Raw genomic sequence first — 18,296 nt, 5'->3', positions numbered from 1 at the left:
GGTGGGCGTCGAGCATCCCGGAGCCCATGACCTTCGCGAGCAGCGCCGAGACGCYGAGGTTCTGCACGTCGGCCGTGGACAGCGAGCCGAGGACCTTCCCGAGGTCCTCGGTGAAGGAGGAGCCCTCCCCGTCGAGCCACGGGCCGGCCAGCGTCCGCGCGGTCCGCGAGTGCTCGACGAAGCCGTCGACGGACTTGCCGAGGGAGATCGACTGCACGAGGCGGTCGAGGAAGACGGACTCCCCGCCGACGATGTTGATGTCGGCGTTCTCCAGGCCCGTCGCGAGGACGGTGGCCTGTGCCTCGGCGACCTGCCGCTGCACGTCGAGGCCGGCGAGCCGGATGTCCTTCTCGGCCTCCAGCCGGAGGCGGTACTCCTCGTGCGCGCGGGACGCCTCGTCGAACGCGGCGACGGCGACGGCCTTCTGCTGGAGTCCCTCGGCCTCGGCCTTCAGCTTCTCGCCGATCGCGGTGGACTCGGCGAGCGCCCTGGCCCGCAGGCCCTCGGCCTCGGCCCGCAGCCGCGCCTCGGTGGCCTCGGCCTCGGCGCGTCCGGTGCGCTGGATCGCGTCGGCCTCCCGTTCGCGGACCTGTGCGGCGGCGAGGCCCTCGGCGGCGGCCTCGGCCTGGACGCCCTCGGCGAGGCGGATCTTGGCCCGCGCCTCCATGTCGGCGGCCTTGTTGCGGGCCTCGGCGAGGGTGAGTTCCTCGGCGGCCCGGTGCACGGCGGCCTGCTCGGCCGCCTCCGCCGCCTTGATGTCCTTGACCAGCTTCTCCTGCGCCTCGGCCTCCGCCGCGATGACGATGGCCTGGCGGGTCCGCTCGGCCTCCTCGACCGCCCGCAGCCGCTTGATCGACTCCTCCTCCTCGGCGACCGTACGGTCCACGGCGACCCGCTCGCGGATCACCTCGGCGATGTCGCGGCGCTCCGCCTCGACCTCCTTCTCGGCGGAGATGCGGGTCAGTTCGGTCTCCCGGTCCCGGGCGATGACCTCCAGGAGCCGGTCCTTCTCGATCCGCTCGTTCTCGACGGCGATGACCCGCTCGCGGTTCTTCTCGGCCACGGCGACCTCGCGCGCCTGGTTCTCCCGCTGGATGCCGAGCTGCTCCTCGGTCTTGAGGAACGCGCTCTGCGCCCGCAGCCTCTCCTCCTCCACGACGCGGGCGGTCTCCGCCTCCTCGCGGGCCCGTACGGTGTCGATCTCGCGCTTCTGCTTGATCTCGGCGTCGGCCTGGCGCCGCTCCAGCTCCAGGATGGCCTCGCGGGCGTCGACGTTCTGCCGGGTGATCTCCTTCTGCTCGTGCTGCCGGTACTCGTTCGTCCGGACGTTCTCCACGGCGGTCAGTTCGGTGATCTTGCGGATGCCCTGGGCGTCGAGGATGTTGCCCGGGTCGAGCTGGGCGAGCGGGGTCTGCTCCAGGTAGTCGATGGCGGCGTCCTCCAGGCTGTAGCCGTTGAGGTCGATGCCGATGATCTCGATGATCCGGAAGCGGAGCTCCTCGCGCTTGGTGTAGAGGTCGGTGAAGTCGAGCTGCTTGCCGACGGTCTTGAGCGCCTCGGAGAACTTGGCGTTGAACAGCTCCTGGAGCGTCTCCTTGTCGCTGGCGCGGGCGGTGCCGATGGCCTGGGCGACCTTGATGACGTCCTCGACGGACTTGTTGACCCGGACGAAGAACGAGATGCGGATGTCGGCCCGGATGTTGTCGCGGCAGATCAGGCCGTCGCGGCCGGTCCGGGAGATCTCGATGGTCTTCACCGAGATGTCCATGACCTCGGCCTTGTGCAGCACGGGCAGCACGACCTGCCCGGTGAAGGTCACGTCGACCTTCCGCATCCTGGAGACGATCAGCGCCTTGCCCTGCTCCACCTTGCGGAACAGCCGGCTGACGACGAGGAGCAGTACGAGAACGATGAGCAGGGCAGCGGCGACGAACACGCCGATGCCCACGGTGATGGCATCCATGAGAGACCCCGTGTCGATGGAGGAGAAAGGGGGGAGGCCGCGGGCTCGGGCGGCGAGCCGGGCGGACGCCGGGCGGCGGGGGCGCTCCCGTGCGGGTGCGGCTCGCCGCGCCCCCGAGGGTGCGGAGGGGACGGCGCCACCCCGGGGGGCGGCGGCTCGGTCCCGGCTAGAAGGCCCCGGGCWGACCGGCGGTGACCTGGCGGCAGGCCCCGGGCCCCCTCCACGGACGCCACCCCGGTGAGGACGACCGACTGCTCAGGGTCCTGCTGCTGCGCACGGCGACCGGCGACTCGGCCTCCGCGGCGCGGCGGATCGCCGACCGGCTGCTCCCCCTCCACGGACGCCACCCCGGTGAGGACGACCGACTGCTCAGGGTCCTGCTGCTGCGCACGGCGACCGGCGACTCGGCCTCCGCGGCGCGGCGGATCGCCGACCGGCTGCTGTCCGTCCCGCGCGCCCCGTACGGCTCCGCCCGCTGGTACCAGGCCCTGCTCGCCCAGCTGTGGGCGGGCGACGCGGAGGAGGCCCGGCGGCACATCGACACCGAGGTCGGACTCGCCCGCACCGACGGCCGCGCGACCCGGATCGCCGAGGCCCTCGCCGTCCGCGGACTGGTGCAGCTGCACCGCGGCCAGCTGGCCCGGGCCGAGGGCGACGCCCGCGAGGCGCTCGACCTGCTCACCCGCATCCGCGCCGGCCGGTTCCACGTGGGACCGCTGGCCCGCAGCGTGCTCATCGACGTCGCCCTGGAACGGGACGACGTCGCCGCCGCCGGGGCCCTCCTCGACGACGCCCCGCCGCTGCCCGGCGACCGGCCGGTCACCTGGTGGCGGCTGCACCTCCTGCACAGCGCCGGACGGGCCCTCGGCAGGCTCGGCGAGGCACGGCGCGGCCTGGTGCTGCTCGCCCACTGCGAGGAGGAGCTGGACCGCCGCGGAATCACCAATCCGGCGGTCCTCCCGTGGCGTTCCACCCGCTCCGCCCTCCAGCTGGCCCGCCGCAACGTCACCGCGGCCCGCCGCGCCGCCCAGGAGGAGACCGTGCTGGCCGAGCGCTGGGGCGCCCCCTTCGCGCTCGGCCGCGCCCTGACCGCCGAGGCCGCGGCGGGCTCGGGCCGGGAGGCCCTCCGGCTCGCCGACCGCGCCGTGGAACTCCTCGAACCCACCCCGTCCCCGCTGCTGTTCGCCCACGCCCTGTACGCGGCGGGCCGCGCCCACCGGCAGAGCGGCACGCCCCGCCGGTCCCGCGAACTGCTCCACCGCGCCAACGAGGTCGGCATCTCGCTGGGCGCCGACGGCCTGGTGGAGGCGGTGCAGCGGGAGCTGCGGGACGCGGGCGGCCGCCCCGACCCGCGCAAGGACTCGGCGGAGTCACTGCTCACCCCCACGGAACGGCAGGTGTCCGAACTGGCCGCCCGCGGCATGAGCAACCGGGACATCGCGCGGCTGCTCCAGGTGAGCCTGCGGAACGTCGAGTCCCATCTCACCCACTCGTACCGGAAGTTACGCATCAGCGGCCGCCACGAGCTGGCCCGCTTCTTCCCCGCCGACGATCCACCGGATCCGGCGCCGGTCCTGCTCTACCAGCCCCGGACCGCCCTGACGGCCGGCCCCTGACGGCCGGGCCCCCGGGGAGTGCCCCGTTGTCCGGGCCGGCCCTCGGGGGGCCCGCCTCTAGGGTTCGATCAGCCCCACCCTGATCGCGTACCGGGTCAGCTCCAGGCGGTCCCGCATGCCCAGCTTCTGGAGGAGGTTGGCGCGGTGGCGCTCCACCGTCTTCGGGCTGATGACGAGGAGGTCGCCGATCTCCCTGGAGCTGTGGCCCTCCGCGACCAGCTTGAGGATCTCCTCCTCGCGCTCCGTGACGGCCTTGTCCGGCAGGGGCCGGCCCTGCTCGGCGCGGTCGAGGTAGGTGCGGATGAGGGCCGTCTCGGCGCCCGGGTAGACGAAGGGCTCGTCGCGGACCGCGGCCCGGCACGCCTCCACCAGGTCGCGGTCCGCCACCGACTTCAGGACGTAGCCGCTCGCGCCCGCCTTCAGCGCCTCGAAGAAGTACTGCTCGTTGTCGTACATCGTGAGGATCAGGATCCTCAGCTCCGGCCGGAGGCGGCTGAGTTCCCGCGCGGCCTGGAGCCCGGTCATGCGGGGCATCGAGATGTCCAGGACGGCCAGGTCGACGGATGCGGAGCGGGCCAGCGCCACCGCCTCCGCGCCGTCCGCCGCCTCCGCGACGACCGTCAGGTCCGGTTCCGCGTCCAGGATCAGGCGGACCCCGCCGCGGACGAGCGCGTGGTCGTCCGCGAGCAGGATCCGGGTGGCGGAGGAGGGTTCCGGGGCCGGGGGAGGTGTGGGGGCCGTCATGGCGTCGCCTCACCGCTCGGTGTGCTCAAGTGGACTTCCGTAGCGCCGCCTTCGCCCTCGCGGATCGTCAGCCGCCCCGGCCGCAGCAGATCCGTCGTCCGCATCGCGCGGGTGAGGCGCTGGAGCGGCGCCAGGCCGAGACGCAGCAGCAGGGCGTTCGCGAGGAGCATCGCGACCAGGCCCGCCCCGAGCACGGTCGCCTCACCGGCGAGGACGGGTGTGGAGACGGTCACCGGACCGAGCAGAAGAAGGACGGCGACGAGGAGCACCGAGGCGTTCAGGAGGAGGATGCGCCAGTACAGCGACATGTCTCGCGACTCTCTCCCTCACCGGCTCCGAGCCCCTGACCTGCGGCGGGATCCACGTCCCCGCCTCATCCTGACCAGTTTCCGGCATCTTGTCCATCCGTGCCGGCACCCATGGGCTCCCCGGGGGCGGCGTGGCCGTTCCGTACGATGGGCTGCTGTTCCTACGTGGAGGAGGGCGTCGTGGTGGACCGGGACGAGGGCGGAGCGGAGCCCTCCGCGCGCAGGCGCGGGCAGGGCGAGCTGGAGTCCCAGGTGCTCGCCGTGCTGCGCGAGGCGTCCGAGCCGGTGCCCGTGGCATGGGTGCGGGAACGTCTCGGCGGCGGCCTCGCCTACACCACCGTCATCACCATCCTCACCCGCCTCCGGGCGAAGGGCGCCGTCGAACGCGAGCGCGACGGCCGGTCCTTCCGGTGGACCGCGGTCGCCGACGAGGCCGGCCTCGCCGCGCTGCGGATGCGCAGGGTGCTCGACGCGGAGGCGGACCGGCAGGCCGTCCTCGCCAGCTTCGTCACCGGCCTCTCGCCGAACGAAGAGCGACTCCTTCGTGAACTGCTCGCCAAGGCCGCAGAGGAGGAGGAAGGCTAGCCGTCATGGGAGTCTTCGTCTTCCTTCCCCTGGTCCTTCCGCTCACCGCCTGGCCGGTCGCCCGGCTGGCCGAGCAGCGGCTCCACCCCCGCACCGCGACGCGTCTGCTGGCCGCCGTCGCCGGTGTCTCCGCCGTGTGCAGCACCCTCTGCCTCGGCCTGCTCATGATCGTGGGCACCGCGCAGCTCCCCGGCAACCCGCTCCCGGACAGCTGGTCCGACCCCGATGTCCGCGCCGCCCTCCCGTACGACGAGATCGCCGGCCGTGCGGCCATCCCCGCGCTGCTCGCCGTCCTCGTCTCGTGCGCCGCGGCGGCCTGGCGCCAGGTACGGGTCCGGCGCCGGGTCCTGGCGGCCCTCACCGGCCTTCCGCGCACGCCCGTCGCCGTCCTGCCGGACTCCACCCCGTACGCGTACGCCGTACCGGGCGGCGGCCGGCCGCGGGGCGCGGCGCGCGGCCGCTCCGGCGGGGAGGCGCGCGGCGGCGGGGCCCGGGACCGCGGCCGCGTGGTGGTCAGCACCGGGATGCTCGCGGGCCTCGCGCCCGCCGAGCGGCGGGCCCTCTTCGCGCACGAGCGGGCCCATCTGGCCGGGCGCCACCACCGGCACCTCCTGACGGTCCATCTCGCGGCGCGCGCCAACCCGTTCCTGCGCCCGCTGCGTACCGCCGTGTCCTACACGGCCGAGCGCTGGGCCGACGAGGAGGCGGCCGCCGAGGTCGGCAGCCGCCGCTCCGTCGCCCGGGCGATCGGCAGGGCCGCGCTCCTGGCGCCGCGCTCGCCGGCCGCCGGGCTGCCCGCCCTGACCGGCGGGGACGCCGGTCCGGTGCCCCGCCGGGTGGCGGCCCTGATGCGGCCGGCTCCCGCGGGCCGCGCGTGGCCGCCGGCGGGCACGGCCGTCGGCCTCGCCGTCTGGTGCGCCGCCTGCGGTGCGACGGTCTCGGCCCTGTCCTCGGCGAACTCGGCGGTCACCCTCTTCCTGGTGCTGCGCGCCGCCGCCGCGCCGATGTGACCCGGCGGCGCGCCCGCGCGGCGCCCGTACCGAAGGGGCTCAGAGGTCGAACTCGTGCGGCGGCAGGTCGAGGGTGAAGCAGGCCTCGCGGACGACGGCCTGCTCCGTCTTGTCGAAGTCGCCGTCGGCGCCGCCGATGACGATGCCGATCTGGACGACGGCGCGCGCCTCGGCCGGCTTCTTCTTCGCCTTGGCGATCTCCTGGAGCACGCTCACCTTGCCGAAGTCGAAGTCGGCCGTCAGCTTGTCCAGGTTGGCGTCGAAGCGGCGCTGGAGGTCGAGCGCGTCGAAGTTCTGCAGCACCTCGTTGGTCGCGATGAGCTGGGCGACCCTGCGCCGCTCGGCGGGGTCGATCGTCCCGTCGGCGGCGGCGACCAGTGCGCACATGGCCATGCTCGCGTCCCGGAACGCGCCGCTCTTCAGGTCGTTCTTCTTCGCCGTCAGCTGGGTCTGCATCGTCGATGCGGATTCCTTGACGCGGTCCCACAGGGCCATGAGTACTCCAGGAGTCGAGTTACTTCTACGGTCTTGTAGAACGTAACAGGGGGCCGGTGAGTTCCCGGGTGTCTTCGCCCGTCGAGCAGCCGGACGCCGTCACGTGCCGAACAGCTGGAGCGAGGCCCACAGCGCGACCGTCGAGGCCGCCAGGGCGGCCGGGACCGTGAGCAGGCCGAGGCGGCTGAACTCACCCAGGCCGACGGGGTGGTCGTGGTCGTGGGCGATCCGGCGCCAGAGGAGGGTGGCGAGGGAGCCGGCGTACGTGAGGTTGGGGCCGATGTTCACCCCGAGGAGGACCGCGAGCACCGCGCCCGGGCCCGAGGCCGCGGCGAGCGGGACCAGGGCGAGGGTGGCCGGGATGTTGTTGATGAGATTGGCCAGGACCGCGCTCACGGCGGCGACGCCGAGCAGCGCCGGCAGCGAGGTGCCGTCGGGCAGGACATGGGCCAGGGCGGAGCCGAGCCCGTTGTCGACGACGGCCCGGACGACGATCCCCAGGGCCAGGACGAACGCCAGGAACGGCGGCGCCGCCGCGCGCACGATCGCCCCGGGGGTCGTGGTGCGGCGGACCAGGGCCCGTACGGCGAGCACGCCGGCGCCCGCCGCGGCCGCCCACGCCGGGTCCACCCCGGTCGCCGAGGCGAGGGCGAAACCGCCCAGCGTCCCCGCCACCGTGAGCAGGGCGAAGAGGGGGACGGGCCCGGCCGGCGGGGGATCGGCGTGGGTCGCCGGAGCGGCCAGGTCGCGGGCGAAGAAGCGCCGGACGACGACGTACTCGACGGCGATCGCGCTGAGCCAGGGGAGCAGCATCAGCAGCGCGAACCGGGTGAAGCCGAGACCGGTGGCCGTGAACGCGAGCAGGTTCGTGAGGTTCGAGACCGGCAGCAGCAGCGAGGCCGTGTTGGAGAGGTGGGCGCTCGCGAAGGAGTGGGGTGCGGGCCGGGCCCCCATCCGGGCGGCCGTCGCGAAGACCACGGGGGTGAGCAGGACGACGGTCGCGTCGAGGCTCAGGACGGCGGTGATCAGCGAGGCGAGGACGAAGACGGCGCCCAGCAGGCGCTGCGGCCGACGGCGGGACCAGCGGGCCATCCACGTGCCGCAGGCGTGGAAGAGCCCTTCGTCGTCGCAGAGCTTGGCAAGCACGAGGACGGCCGCCAGGAACCCGATCACCGGCCCCAGCCGCTCGGCCTCCTCGCGTACGGCCCCGGTGGTGACCGCACCCACGGCGAGCACGGCGCCGGCGGCCGGCACGGCGAAGACCGCCTCGGGCAGGCGGAACGGCCGGACGACGGCGCAGACCAGCACCACGGCCAGGGCGAGTACGGAGACGACGGGAGCGAGCATCGTTCGATCATCCGGGGTTCGGTCGGCGGGGCTCCGCCGGGGGTGCCCGACGAGCCGCCCGGGCCCGGAGCATCCGGTCCCGCCCGCGCCCCATCAGGGGAAACGTGACATTGTACGATGCTCCCCCGTGACATCTCGGAGGGCGCACGATGGGTGACCTGAAGCAGTACGGCCTCGTCAGGGCCCAGGAGCGGCTCCGCGACCAGGTCGGGCACGCCCTCCGCGCGGCCCTGATCGCCGGCGAGCTCCGCCCCGGCCAGATCTACTCCGCACCCGGACTCGCGAGCGACCTCGGCGTCTCCGCCACCCCGGTCCGCGAGGCCATGCTCGACCTGGCCCGGGAGGGCCTGGTCGAACCCGTCCGCAACAAGGGCTTCCGGATCACCGAGGTCAGCGAGCGGGACCTCGACCAGTTCACCGAGCTGCGCACCCTGATCGAGGTCCCCACCGTCGGCCGCATCACGCGGAACGGCGACCGCGAGCGGCTGGAGGCGCTGCGCCCGGTCGCCCAGGAGATCGTCTCGTGCGCCCGGGCGCACGACCTCATCGGCTACCTGGAGGCGGACCGCCGCTTCCACCTCGCGCTCCTCGCGCTCTCCGGCAACGACCGGCTGGTGGAGACGGTCGGGGACCTGCGCAAGCGCTCCCGCCTCTACGGCCTGACCGGTCTGGACGAGGCCGGCAAGCTCGTCTCCTCCGCCGAGGAGCACCTCGAACTCCTCGACCTGATGATCGCCGGGGACGTCTCCGGCGCGGAGGAGTGCATGCGGCGCCACCTCGGGCACGTGCGGTCCCTCTGGGCGGACGCGCGGGACGAACCGGTCGGGCGGCCTCAGTAGGCCGTGACTGCCGGCCCCGTGGACGCCGTCGGCCTCGCGGACGCCGTCGGCCCCGTGGGCCCCACCGACCTCGCCGTCCCCGGCTCGCCGGAGCCGAAGACCGCGGTCCGGGCCTCGTTGAGCTTCCCCGCCCGTCCGGCCAGTTCGGTGGCGTGCGCGGCGAGCCGGTCGCGCAGCACCGTGTAGGTGTCCCGGTCGATTCGGGCGCTCATGTGGTTCCGCTCCTTGTCCGTGGTGGGTGGGGGTCCGGTGCCGTCGACTCCCCCGTGCGACGGCACCGGCCCCCTGGTGACCGCACCCCCGTGGCGGTCAGCTCGTGGCGGCGCCGTTCAGCGCCGCTGTCCCGGTGGCCGGMGCCGTCGCACGGGGGAGTCGACGGCACCGGACCCCCACCCACCACGGACAAGGAGCGGAACCACATGAGCGCCCGAATCGACCGGGACACCTACACGGTGCTGCGCGACCGGCTCGCCGCGCACGCCACCGAACTGGCCGGACGGGCGGGGAAGCTCAACGAGGCCCGGACCGCGGTCTTCGGCTCCGGCGAGCTGGCCCTCACCGGCACGGTCCGCGTCCGCACCGGACGCGCCGGCACGCCCCGGGACGTCGTCGCCGTCGGCGACGACACGCTGCTCCTCGGCTTCCACCCGTCGACCGCCGAAGCGTCCGCGACCTCCGTCGACGACGTCTTCACCCTCTGCGACCGCGACCTGAACCCGCTGCCCGCGACCGCGGTGCCGGGCCTCCTCGACGACCCGGACTTCGTCCGCGAGTTCGCCGCCCTGCACCGCTACTTCCGGGCCGCCCGCCTGCTGCGGCTGCGCCGGACGGACGGCCGGCTGCTCGCCGTCTTCCGCACCGGCGAGCAGGCCGACGACCTCCGCGTCCTGCGCTGGGCCGTCGAACCGTCCGGCGAGACGCGGTTCCTCGACGCACGGGGCGAGCGCGACCACGTCGTCCCGCCCTCCCAGGACGTCGAATGGACCGAAACGAGCCGCGAGGACCACGTGCCGGGCCGCCACCCGCACATCTCGCTCGGCGGCCGCCTCTACGTCTCCACCGCCGGCGGAGCCCTCACGCTCAAGACGGGGAACGACACCGAGACGGCCGAGGGCATCCACACGGAGCCGGTCGACGAGCCGCTGCAGGCCCCGGCCGACGCCGAGGTGGCGTACGCGGTCGTCGGCGCCCTGATCCTCGTGCGGGTCCGCCCGTACAAGGAGGAGGTCCGCCGCCACCTCGTCTTCAACACCCTGACCGGCGACGTCGTCCGGCTGGACGCCCTCGGGCAGGCGTGCCTGCGCCTCCCCGAGGACGAGGGGATCGTGTTCCCCGGCGGCTACTGCCTCGCCTCCGGCACCGTGCGGACCTTCGACACCGACACCACGGGACTGGCCTACGACCGGACCGTCCGCTCCCCCGACGGGGAGGACCTCCTCTACGTCTTCCGCGCCCGGGCGGAGGGCCGCACCCTCCTCCTCCCGTACCACCTGATCCGCAAGGAGATCGCGACCCCCGTCGCCTGCACCGGCTACGCGCTCCTCGACGACGGCACCATGGCCGTGCTGCGCGGCGGGGCGGGCGAACCGGGCCGGGTCCACCCGGTGCAGCTCTGGCGCACGCCGTACGTCTCCGACACCCACGCGGCCACCGTGGACGACGGCCCGCTGGCCCGCGTCGGCAACGCCGACCTCGTCCGGGGCATCGCGGACTGCCTGGCGATCGCCCGGCAGGCCACCGAACTCACCCCCAACGGCGAGGTGTACGAGGCCCTCGTCGCCGCCTGCGTACGCGCCGGCGACGTCCACCACTGGCTGGGCGACCCCGACCTCGGGGACCTCGGCTCCCCGCTGCACGAGCTCCGCTCCACCGCCGCGCAGGTCCTCGCCGAGTTCGAGACCGTGAGCACCCTCACCCGGCAGGCCGCCGAAGCACTGGAGGAGTCCACCCGGCGGATCGGCGTGCTGGTCCGCCGCGTCCGGGGCGAGGCCCCCGCCACGGCCGGGGAGTGGATCTCCAGGATCACCGAACTCCGCAGGGAGCAGGGCCACCTGGCCACCCTCGGGGAGATGCGGTACGCCGACACCGACGGCATCGACGCCCTCGCCCGGAGCGTCGGCACCGACATCGACGCGACCGCCCGGCGGGCCGTCGCCTTCCTCCGGCGCGAGGACGCCTTCACCGCCCACCGCGCCGAGGCGGAGCGCCTGGCGGCCGAGGCCGGGGCGGTCCCCACCGTCGCCGGGACGGCTCCGCTCGCGGAACGCCTCGACGCGGACACCGCGGGACTGCGGACGCTCAGCGAGACCGTCGCCGGGCTCGACATCGGCGACGCCACCGTCCGCACCTCCATCCTCGCCCGCATCGCCGAGGTCATGGGCGACCTGAACGGCGCCCGCGCCGTCCTCGCCGCCCGGCGCGCCGAACTCCTCGACCGGGAGGGCCGGGACGAGTTCGCCGCCGAGTCCGCCCTGCTCGGCCAGGCCGTCACGGGGGCCCTGGCCGCCGCCGACACCCCCGACGCCTGCGACGAACAGCTCGGCAGACTCCTGCTCCACCTGGAGGACCTGGAGTCCCGCTTCGCCGAACACGACGGCTTCGTCGCCGACATCGCGGAGCGGCGCGCCTCGATCCACGACGCCTTCACCGCCCGCAGGCAGTCCCTCCAGGACGCCCGCGCCCGCCGCACCGAGCAGCTCGCCGGCTCGGCGGGCCGGGTCCTGGAGACCATCGCCCGACGGGCCGCGACCCTCGCCGACCGGGACGAGGTGCACACCTACTTCGCCTCCGACCCCATGGTCGCCAAGGTCCGGCGCACCGCCGACACCCTGCGCGAACTCGGTGACCGGGTACGGGCCGAGGAACTGGAGGGCCGGCTCGGCGCCGCGCGCCAGGAGGCCGCACGGGCGCTCCGGGACCGCGTCGACCTCTTCTCCGACGGCGGCGACACCCTCAGGCTCGGCCGGCACCGCTTCGCCGTCAACCGCCAGGCCCCCGAACCGACCCTCGTCCCGCACGGCGACACCCTCGTCCTCGCCCTGAGCGGCACCGACTACCGCGCACCCGTCACCGACCCGGCGTTCACCGGGACGCGCCCCCTCTGGCAGCGGACCCTGCCCTCGGAGTCGCCCGAGGTCTACCGGGCCGAACACCTGGCCGCCGTACTGCTGTCCGCGCACGGACCGGCCGGACTGGCGGACGCGGACCTGCCCGACCTCGCCCGGCGGGCCGCCGAGGACGCCCCCGACGAGGGGTACGAGCGCGGCGTCCACGACCACGACGCCGCGTCGATCCTGGCAGCGGTCCTGGCCCTGGGCGACGGGGCGGGCGTGCTCAGGTTCCCCGGAGCCGCCCGCGCCGCGGCCCAGGACTTCTGGGCCCACGCCACCACCGCCGAGACCCGGGACCAGTGGACCCGCCGCGCGGTCTCCCTGACCCGGGCCCGCGACCTCTTCGGCACCGAGACCGCCCTCGACGGCCTGCGACGCGAACTCGCCGAGGAGACCGGCGACCCGGCGGCGGCCGCCTACCTGGTCGCCGAACTCGCCGCCGAGCCCGCGGGCTTCGCCGTCTCGGCCGCCGCGCGCACCCTGCTCGACTCCTTCCACCGCGCCGTCGGCACCTCCGGATACGACGAGGCCCTCGCCACCCTCACGGAGCCCGGGGCCCGCCGCGGACTCGTCGAGGCCTGGCTCGACTCGTACGCGGCGGCGCACGGCGAGCGACCCGACCCCGGCGTCCTCGCCGAGGCCGTCGCCGTCGCCCTCTGCCCGGACCTCGACCGGTACGAGGCCGGCGCACCGACCACGGCCACCGTCACCGGACTGCGCGGCAGCCACCCCCGCGTCCAGGGCGGCGCGCTGGAACTCCGCCTCGACGAGTTCCTCGCCCGCACCGCGGCGTTCGCCGCCCACGACGTGCCCGCCTTCCGCGCCTTCCAGGAACACCGGGCCCGGTTCGTCGCCGCCGAGCGCACCCGGCTCCGCGTGGACGACCACCGGCCCCGCGTCATGTCGTCCTTCGTCCGCAACCGCCTCGTCGACGAGGTCTACCTCCCGCTCGTCGGCGACAACCTCGCCCAGCAGCTCGGCGCGGCCGGCGACGCCGGGCGCACCGGCTCCCACGGCCTGCTGCTGCTCCTCTCCCCGCCCGGCTACGGCAAGACCACACTGATCGAGTACGTCGCCGAGCGCCTCGGAATGCTCCTCGTCAAGGTCGACGGCCCCGCGCTCGGCCGGCACACGACCTCGCTCGACCCCGCCGAGGCCCCCGACGCGACCGCCCGCCGGGAGCTGGAGAAGATCGCCTTCGCCCTGGCGGCGGGCAGCAACGTGCTGCTGTACGTCGACGACATCCAGCACACCTCGCCGGAGTTCCTGCAGAAGTTCATCCCCCTCTGCGACGCCACCCGGACGCTGAACGGCCACGACCTGCGCGGGAAGCGGTTCGCCGTGTGCATGGCCGGCAACCCTTACACCGAGTCCGGACGGGCCTTCCGCCTCCCGGACATGCTGGCCAACCGGGCCGACGTGTGGAACCTCGGAGACGTGCTGACCGGCAAGGAGGAGGCCTTCGCCCTCAGCTTCGTCGAGAACGCCCTCACCTCCCACCCCGTCCTCGCCCCGCTCGCCGGTCGGGACCGCGCCGACCTGGAACTCCTGACCCGGCTGGCGGCGGACGACCCGACGGCCCGCCGCGACCGGCTCACCCACCCCTACGTCCCCGCCGAACTCGACCAGGTCCTCGCCGTGCTCCGCCACCTCCTGGCCGCCCGCACGACGGTGCTCGCGGTGAACGCGGAGTACATCGCCTCGGCCGCCGTCGCCGACGAGGCCCGTACCGAGCCGCCGTTCCGGCTCCAGGGCTCGTACCGCACCCTGAACCGGATCGCCGCCCGGATCTCGCCCGCCATGAACGCCGCCGAGCTGGCCGCCCTCGTCGACGACCACTACACCGCCGAGGCCCAGACCCTCACCACCGAGGCCGAGGCCAACCTGCTCAAGCTCGCCGCGCTCCGCGGCACCCTCACCCCCGCGCAGGCGGCCCGCTGGACGGAGATCACCGCCGCCCAGGCACGGACCAGGGCGCTCGGCGGGTCCGAGGACGACCCCCTCGCCCGCGCGGTCGCCGCCCTCGGCCTGCTGGCCGACCGCCTCACGGCCGTCGAGACCGCGATCACCCGCGCGGCGGACCCCCGCCGACTCCTCGCGGGCCCCTCGGGGCGGCGGGCCGCGCAGCCCTTCGACCTGCCGGCCGCCGAGCGGCACCGGACGTGACGGGGCAGGAGGAGAGGGACGTGCGGCGTGCGGGAGGGGCGGCCCACCGCCCCCGGACGGCTCAGGCCGCCGGTCCGCCGGTCCCGTGGATCTCCAGGCGAACCTCGGTACCGCCCCGGGGACCGGGACCGAGGAGGAGGTCGGCCCCGATGAGCAGGGCGCGTTCGCGCATGCCCTGGATCCCGGCGCCCTCGGGCGCGTCCCCGAGGCCGCGGCCGTCGTCGCGGACCAGCAGCCCGGTGCCGCCGCCGGCCAGCGGCCGCAGATGGACCTCGACGTGACCGGCGCCCGCGTGCCGGGCCGCGTTGGTCAGGCCCTCCTGCGCGACGCGGTAGAGGACGAGTTCGGTCGCCGGGTCCAGCGCGGGGAGCCCCGGGGTGATGCGGGTGACGACGCCCAGCCGCGGGGTGGTGAACTCCGACGCCAGGGAGCGCAGCGCGCTGTGCAGGCCCAGCTCCTCCAGGACGCCGGGGCGCAGCCGGCGCGCGATGCGGCGGATCTCGTCCAGGCTGGCCCGGGTGCTCTCCTGGGCCTGGTGCAGCTCGGTGCCCATCGGCTCGGGGGCGCGGTCGGCCGCGTGCTTGAGCTGGAGCAGGACGGCGGTGAGGGTCTGGCCGATCTCGTCGTGGAGTTCCTGGGCGATGCGCTTGCGCTCGGCCTCCAGGGCGGTGAGCACCCGGCCGCTGCTGGTGGCCCGTTCGGCTTCGAGACGGTCCAGCATGGCGTTGAAGGACCGGGTGAGGGCGGCGATCTCCCCGTCGCCGGTGACCTCCGGACGGGTGCCGGGCTTGAGGAGGTCGGCAGTGGCCATCGCCCGGTTCAGCCGGGCGAGCGGGGCCAGGCCGACCCGCAGCAGGACCGCGTTGACGACCAGCATCGCGGCCAGTCCGCCCAGCAGGACGAGCACCTCGCCGAAGAGGACCGGGGTGGAGACGGTCACCGGGCCGAGCAGCAGGGCCACCGCGACGGCCAGGACGGCGGCGTTCAGCAGGAAGATCCGCCAGTACAACGACACGGCTGCCGCCTTTCCGGCCAGGCGCCCGGACTTCGCCACGGCCCTTTCGCCCATTCTGTCCCCGACTGCCCTGACCTGCGACGGAGCCCACTTCCCCAGCCCATCCTCAGGCAACGGAAAGGTTGCTGTCCATCCGTGCTGACACCCATATTTCAGCCACGCGGAAAGTGGCACGATGGCCCCCGTCGTGCGGCGTTCTCCTGCCCCGGAGCCGGCTGCCGCCGCGCCGGCGCCACGTACCAGACGAACACGAGGGGGACGACCGTGCCTGCTCCACGCATGAGCACCACACCACTGCCCGGCATCGGGGTCCAGTACGACCTCACCACCCGCGAGCACCGCCACCTCTCGGTGGTCGCGCACCGCGACGGCACCCGGACGGTGAGCCTCTACCGGGCGGACGACCCCGACGCCTGCGCGCAGTCGCTGCACCTGACGGGCGCCGAGACGGCCTCGCTCATCGACGCGCTGATGCCGGCCCACCACAGCCCCAACGTCCTGCACACCACCGACCTCGGTCTGGTGGCCGAACGCATCGAGCTGTCCGCCCACTCCTACTGGAACGGCAAGGTGCTGGGGGAGACCCGTATGCGGACCGAGACCGGCGCGTCGATCGTGGCCGTCCTGCGGCGCGCGGAGGCCCGGCCCTCGCCCGCTCCGGACTTCCGCCTCGCCGGCGGGGACACCCTCATCGTGATCGGCACCCGCGAGGGCGTCGACGCCGCCGCCGCCGTACTCGGACGGGAGTGACGCCTGTGCACTCCGCTCTCTTCCTCATCGAGTTCGGCGCGATCATCCTCGGCCTCGGACTGCTGGGCCGGGTCGCCGGACGCCTCAAGTTCTCGCCCATCCCCCTCTACCTCCTCGCCGGCCTCGCCTTCGGCACCGGAGGGCTGCTGCCGATGGGGGCCAGCGAGGAGTTCGTCGCGATCGGCGCCGAGATCGGCGTGATCCTCCTGCTGCTGATGCTCGGCCTGGAGTACACCGCGTCGGACCTGGTCTCCAACCTCAAGACGCAGTACCCGGCCGGACTCGTCGACTTCGCCCTCAACGCCGTGCCCGGCGCCGTCGCCGCCCTGCTGATGGGCTGGGGCCCGGTCGCCGCCGTCGTCCTGGCCGGCGTCACCTGGATCTCCTCCTCCGGCGTCATCGCCAAGGTGATGGGCGACCTGGGCCGGGTCGGCAACCGCGAGACCCCGGTCATCCTCTCCGTCCTGGTCCTCGAAGACCTCGCGATGGCGGTCTACCTGCCGATCATCACCGCCCTCCTCGCCGGGGTCAGCCTCGCCGCCGGCAGCGCCACGCTGGCCATCGCCCTCGGCGTCGCCGGAGCGGTCCTGTTCGTCGCGGTCCGCTTCGGGCGCCACATCTCCCGCTTCGTCTCCAGCGACGACCCCGAGAAGCTCCTCCTCGTGGTCCTCGGCCTCACCCTGCTCGTCGCGGGCATCGCCCAGCAGCTCCAGGTCTCCGCGGCCGTCGGCGCCTTCCTCGTCGGCATCGCGCTCTCCGGCGAGGTCGCCGAGGGCACCCACGCCCTGCTCAGCCCGCTCCGTGACCTGTTCGCCGCGGTGTTCTTCGTCTTCTTCGGCCTGCACACCGACCCCGCGAGCATCCCGCCCGTGCTGCTGCCCGCGCTGGCCCTCGCCGCGGTGACGGCGGGCACGAAGATCGCCACCGGCTACTGGGCGGCCAAGCGCGCCGGGATCGGCGTCAAGGGACGCTGGCGGGCCGGTGGCACGCTCGTCGCGCGCGGCGAGTTCTCCATCGTCATCGCCGGCCTCGCCGTCACGGCCGGAATCGAGCCGGCACTGGGCCCGCTCGCCACCGCGTACGTCCTGATCCTCGTGGTGATCGGGCCGCTGACCGCCCGCTACACCGAACCCGTGGCCGCCTGGGTCGCCGCCCGCCGCACCCCGCCGGAGACGGCCGCCGCGGCCGTCGTCCCGCCGCACCCCGCGGCTCCGGAGGACCTCGCCGGACCCGGCGAGGACCCCGGCCGGCAGCAGGACCAGGCCCAGGACCCGGCGCGCCGCGCCTGAGCGGGGACGCCCCCTCCGGGGCGCGCAGCCCACACGTACACCCCGGCCAGCACCGTCGCACCGCCACGGCCACCGCACCGCCACGGCCACCGCACCGCCACGGCCACCGCGCCGCCACCGGCCGCCGTACCGGCCGGGCGGCCCGATCCCGCCCCCGGTCACCGCGACGGCGCCGAAAGATGAGAGGGTCTTGCGGTGAGTGAGACACCGACGAACACCCTGCAATACCGCGTCGACGGGCGAGAGGACGCCCCGGTCCTGGTCATCGGCCCCTCCCTGGGCACCACATGGCACATGTGGGACCGGCAGATACCGGACCTCACCCGCGACTGGCGGGTCGTCCGCTTCGACCTTCCCGGGCACGGCGGCGCGCCCGCCGAACCCTTCAGCTCCGTCGCCGAGCTCGGCGACCGGCTCCTCGCCACCCTCGACGCGATCGGCGTCCAGCGCTTCGGGTACGCGGGCTGCTCCCTCGGCGGCGCGGTCGGCCTCGACCTGGCCCTGCGCGCGCCCCACCGGGTCGCCTCCCTCGCCCTGGTCGCCACCTCGCCCCGGTTCGGCAGCGCCGACGAGTTCCGGCAGCGCGGTGTCATCGTCCGCGCCAACGGCCTGGAGCCGATGGCCCGGACCGCGCCCGAGCGCTGGTTCACCGCGCTGTTCGCCGGAGCGCAGCCCGCGATCGTGGACTGGGCCGTGCAGATGGTCCGGACGACCGACCCCGCCTGCTACATCGCCGCCTGCGAGGCCCTCGCCGTCTTCGACGTCCGGGAGGCCCTCGACCGGATCGCCGTCCCCGCCCTCGTCCTCGTCGGCTCGGAGGACCAGGTCACCGGCCCCGCCGAGGCCCGCACCCTGGTCGCGGGCATCCCCGACGCCCGGCTCGCCGTCGTCCCCGGCGCCTCCCACCTGGCTCCCGTCGAGCAGCCCGCCGCCAGGGCGAAGGCGATCTTCTCCAGCTCCCGGCGGGCGGTCGCGTCGGGGGCCTCGGCGGGGTCGAGCGAGGTCGTGTGCCGGCCGAGCGCGGGGCCGTCGACCTTGACGAGGAGCATTCCGAGGCGC

At 74.6% G+C, this 18,296-nt stretch carries 14 protein-coding genes and 1 pseudogene; 8 read left to right on the top strand and 7 right to left on the bottom strand.

What is annotated here, in order from left to right; genetic code table 11:
• Nucleotides 1-1,963 (bottom strand): flotillin family protein (locus tag EAO70_RS34220; protein WP_148006716.1); only part of this gene is annotated, 1,963 nt, incomplete at its 3' end.
• 191 nt (nt 1,964-2,154) lie between these two features.
• On the opposite strand from EAO70_RS34220, the gene EAO70_RS34215 reads away from it, so the two are divergent.
• Entirely contained in the window at nt 2,155-3,579 is a 1,425-nt protein-coding gene (locus tag EAO70_RS34215; RefSeq protein ID WP_148006708.1) for a LuxR C-terminal-related transcriptional regulator, read from the top strand.
• Between the two features lie 57 nt (nt 3,580-3,636).
• Here EAO70_RS34215 and EAO70_RS34210 read toward each other — a convergent pair whose 3' ends face one another.
• Both EAO70_RS34210 and EAO70_RS34205 read right to left on the bottom strand, forming a co-directional pair.
• On the bottom strand, nt 3,637-4,323 hold the full coding sequence (locus EAO70_RS34210) for a response regulator (protein ID WP_148006707.1): 687 nt from the start codon (nt 4,321-4,323) through the stop codon (nt 3,637-3,639).
• A gap of 32 nt (nt 4,324-4,355) precedes the next feature.
• Nucleotides 4,356-4,631: pseudogene (locus tag EAO70_RS34205) on the bottom strand (sensor histidine kinase); the annotation flags it as partial.
• A 147-nt stretch (nt 4,632-4,778) separates the two neighbouring features.
• Between EAO70_RS34205 and EAO70_RS34200 the strand changes: the two are divergent.
• Together EAO70_RS34200 and EAO70_RS34195 are read left to right on the top strand one after the other, a co-directional pair.
• Nucleotides 4,779-5,216 (top strand): BlaI/MecI/CopY family transcriptional regulator, encoded by a 438-nt coding sequence (locus EAO70_RS34200; protein WP_261993183.1) that lies wholly within the window; start codon nt 4,779-4,781, stop codon nt 5,214-5,216.
• Between the two features lie 5 nt (nt 5,217-5,221).
• Nucleotides 5,222-6,226 (top strand): M56 family metallopeptidase, encoded by a 1,005-nt coding sequence (locus tag EAO70_RS34195; RefSeq protein WP_148006706.1) that lies wholly within the window; start codon nt 5,222-5,224, stop codon nt 6,224-6,226.
• Nucleotides 6,227-6,265: 39 nt separating this feature from the next.
• Here the strand turns inward: EAO70_RS34195 and EAO70_RS34190 are convergent, their stop codons facing one another.
• Together EAO70_RS34190 and EAO70_RS34185 are read right to left on the bottom strand one after the other, a co-directional pair.
• Nucleotides 6,266-6,721: a tellurite resistance TerB family protein gene (locus tag EAO70_RS34190; protein WP_148006705.1), complete on the bottom strand. Its 456-nt coding sequence runs from the start codon at nt 6,719-6,721 to the stop codon at nt 6,266-6,268.
• Nucleotides 6,722-6,820: 99 nt separating this feature from the next.
• The gene (locus EAO70_RS34185) at nt 6,821-8,068 is read right to left on the bottom strand and encodes an SLC13 family permease (RefSeq protein WP_148006704.1); all 1,248 of its coding nucleotides are present in this window, start codon (nt 8,066-8,068) and stop codon (nt 6,821-6,823) included.
• A 149-nt stretch (nt 8,069-8,217) separates the two neighbouring features.
• Between EAO70_RS34185 and EAO70_RS34180 the strand changes: the two genes are divergently transcribed.
• Nucleotides 8,218-8,907 (top strand): GntR family transcriptional regulator, encoded by a 690-nt coding sequence (locus tag EAO70_RS34180; protein WP_148006703.1) that lies wholly within the window; start codon nt 8,218-8,220, stop codon nt 8,905-8,907.
• Here the strand turns inward: EAO70_RS34180 and EAO70_RS34175 are convergent.
• On the bottom strand, nt 8,901-9,119 hold the full coding sequence (locus EAO70_RS34175) for a hypothetical protein (protein WP_148006702.1): 219 nt from the start codon (nt 9,117-9,119) through the stop codon (nt 8,901-8,903). The two genes, EAO70_RS34180 and EAO70_RS34175, sit on opposite strands and share 7 nt — an antisense overlap.
• A gap of 207 nt (nt 9,120-9,326) precedes the next feature.
• Here EAO70_RS34175 and EAO70_RS34170 point away from each other — a divergent pair, with 207 nt between their 5' ends.
• Nucleotides 9,327-14,183: a DNA repair ATPase gene (locus tag EAO70_RS34170; RefSeq protein WP_148006701.1), complete on the top strand. Its 4,857-nt coding sequence runs from the start codon at nt 9,327-9,329 to the stop codon at nt 14,181-14,183.
• Nucleotides 14,184-14,244: 61 nt separating this feature from the next.
• Here the strand turns inward: EAO70_RS34170 and EAO70_RS34165 are convergent, their stop codons facing one another.
• Nucleotides 14,245-15,198, bottom strand: a complete 954-nt coding sequence (locus tag EAO70_RS34165; RefSeq protein ID WP_148006700.1) for a HAMP domain-containing sensor histidine kinase — start codon at nt 15,196-15,198, stop codon at nt 14,245-14,247.
• A 264-nt stretch (nt 15,199-15,462) separates the two neighbouring features.
• Here EAO70_RS34165 and EAO70_RS34160 point away from each other — a divergent pair, with 264 nt between their 5' ends.
• The 3 genes from EAO70_RS34160 to EAO70_RS34150 all read left to right on the top strand — a co-directional run.
• Nucleotides 15,463-15,948, top strand: a complete 486-nt coding sequence (locus EAO70_RS34160; protein ID WP_187284151.1) for a cation:proton antiporter regulatory subunit — start codon at nt 15,463-15,465, stop codon at nt 15,946-15,948.
• A gap of 5 nt (nt 15,949-15,953) precedes the next feature.
• On the top strand, nt 15,954-17,237 hold the full coding sequence (locus EAO70_RS34155; RefSeq protein WP_261993182.1) for a cation:proton antiporter: 1,284 nt from the start codon (nt 15,954-15,956) through the stop codon (nt 17,235-17,237).
• Between the two features lie 195 nt (nt 17,238-17,432).
• On the top strand, nt 17,433-18,296 hold an 864-nt coding region (locus EAO70_RS34150), incomplete at its 3' end, for an alpha/beta fold hydrolase (RefSeq protein ID WP_261993181.1).

Origin of the sequence: Streptomyces sp. adm13(2018), assembly GCF_008042145.1 — a bacterium.
Lineage (GTDB): Bacteria > Actinomycetota > Actinomycetes > Streptomycetales > Streptomycetaceae > Streptomyces.
The sequence above is the reverse complement of the archived record's forward strand: the minus strand, read 5'-3'. Positions and strand labels throughout refer to the sequence as shown.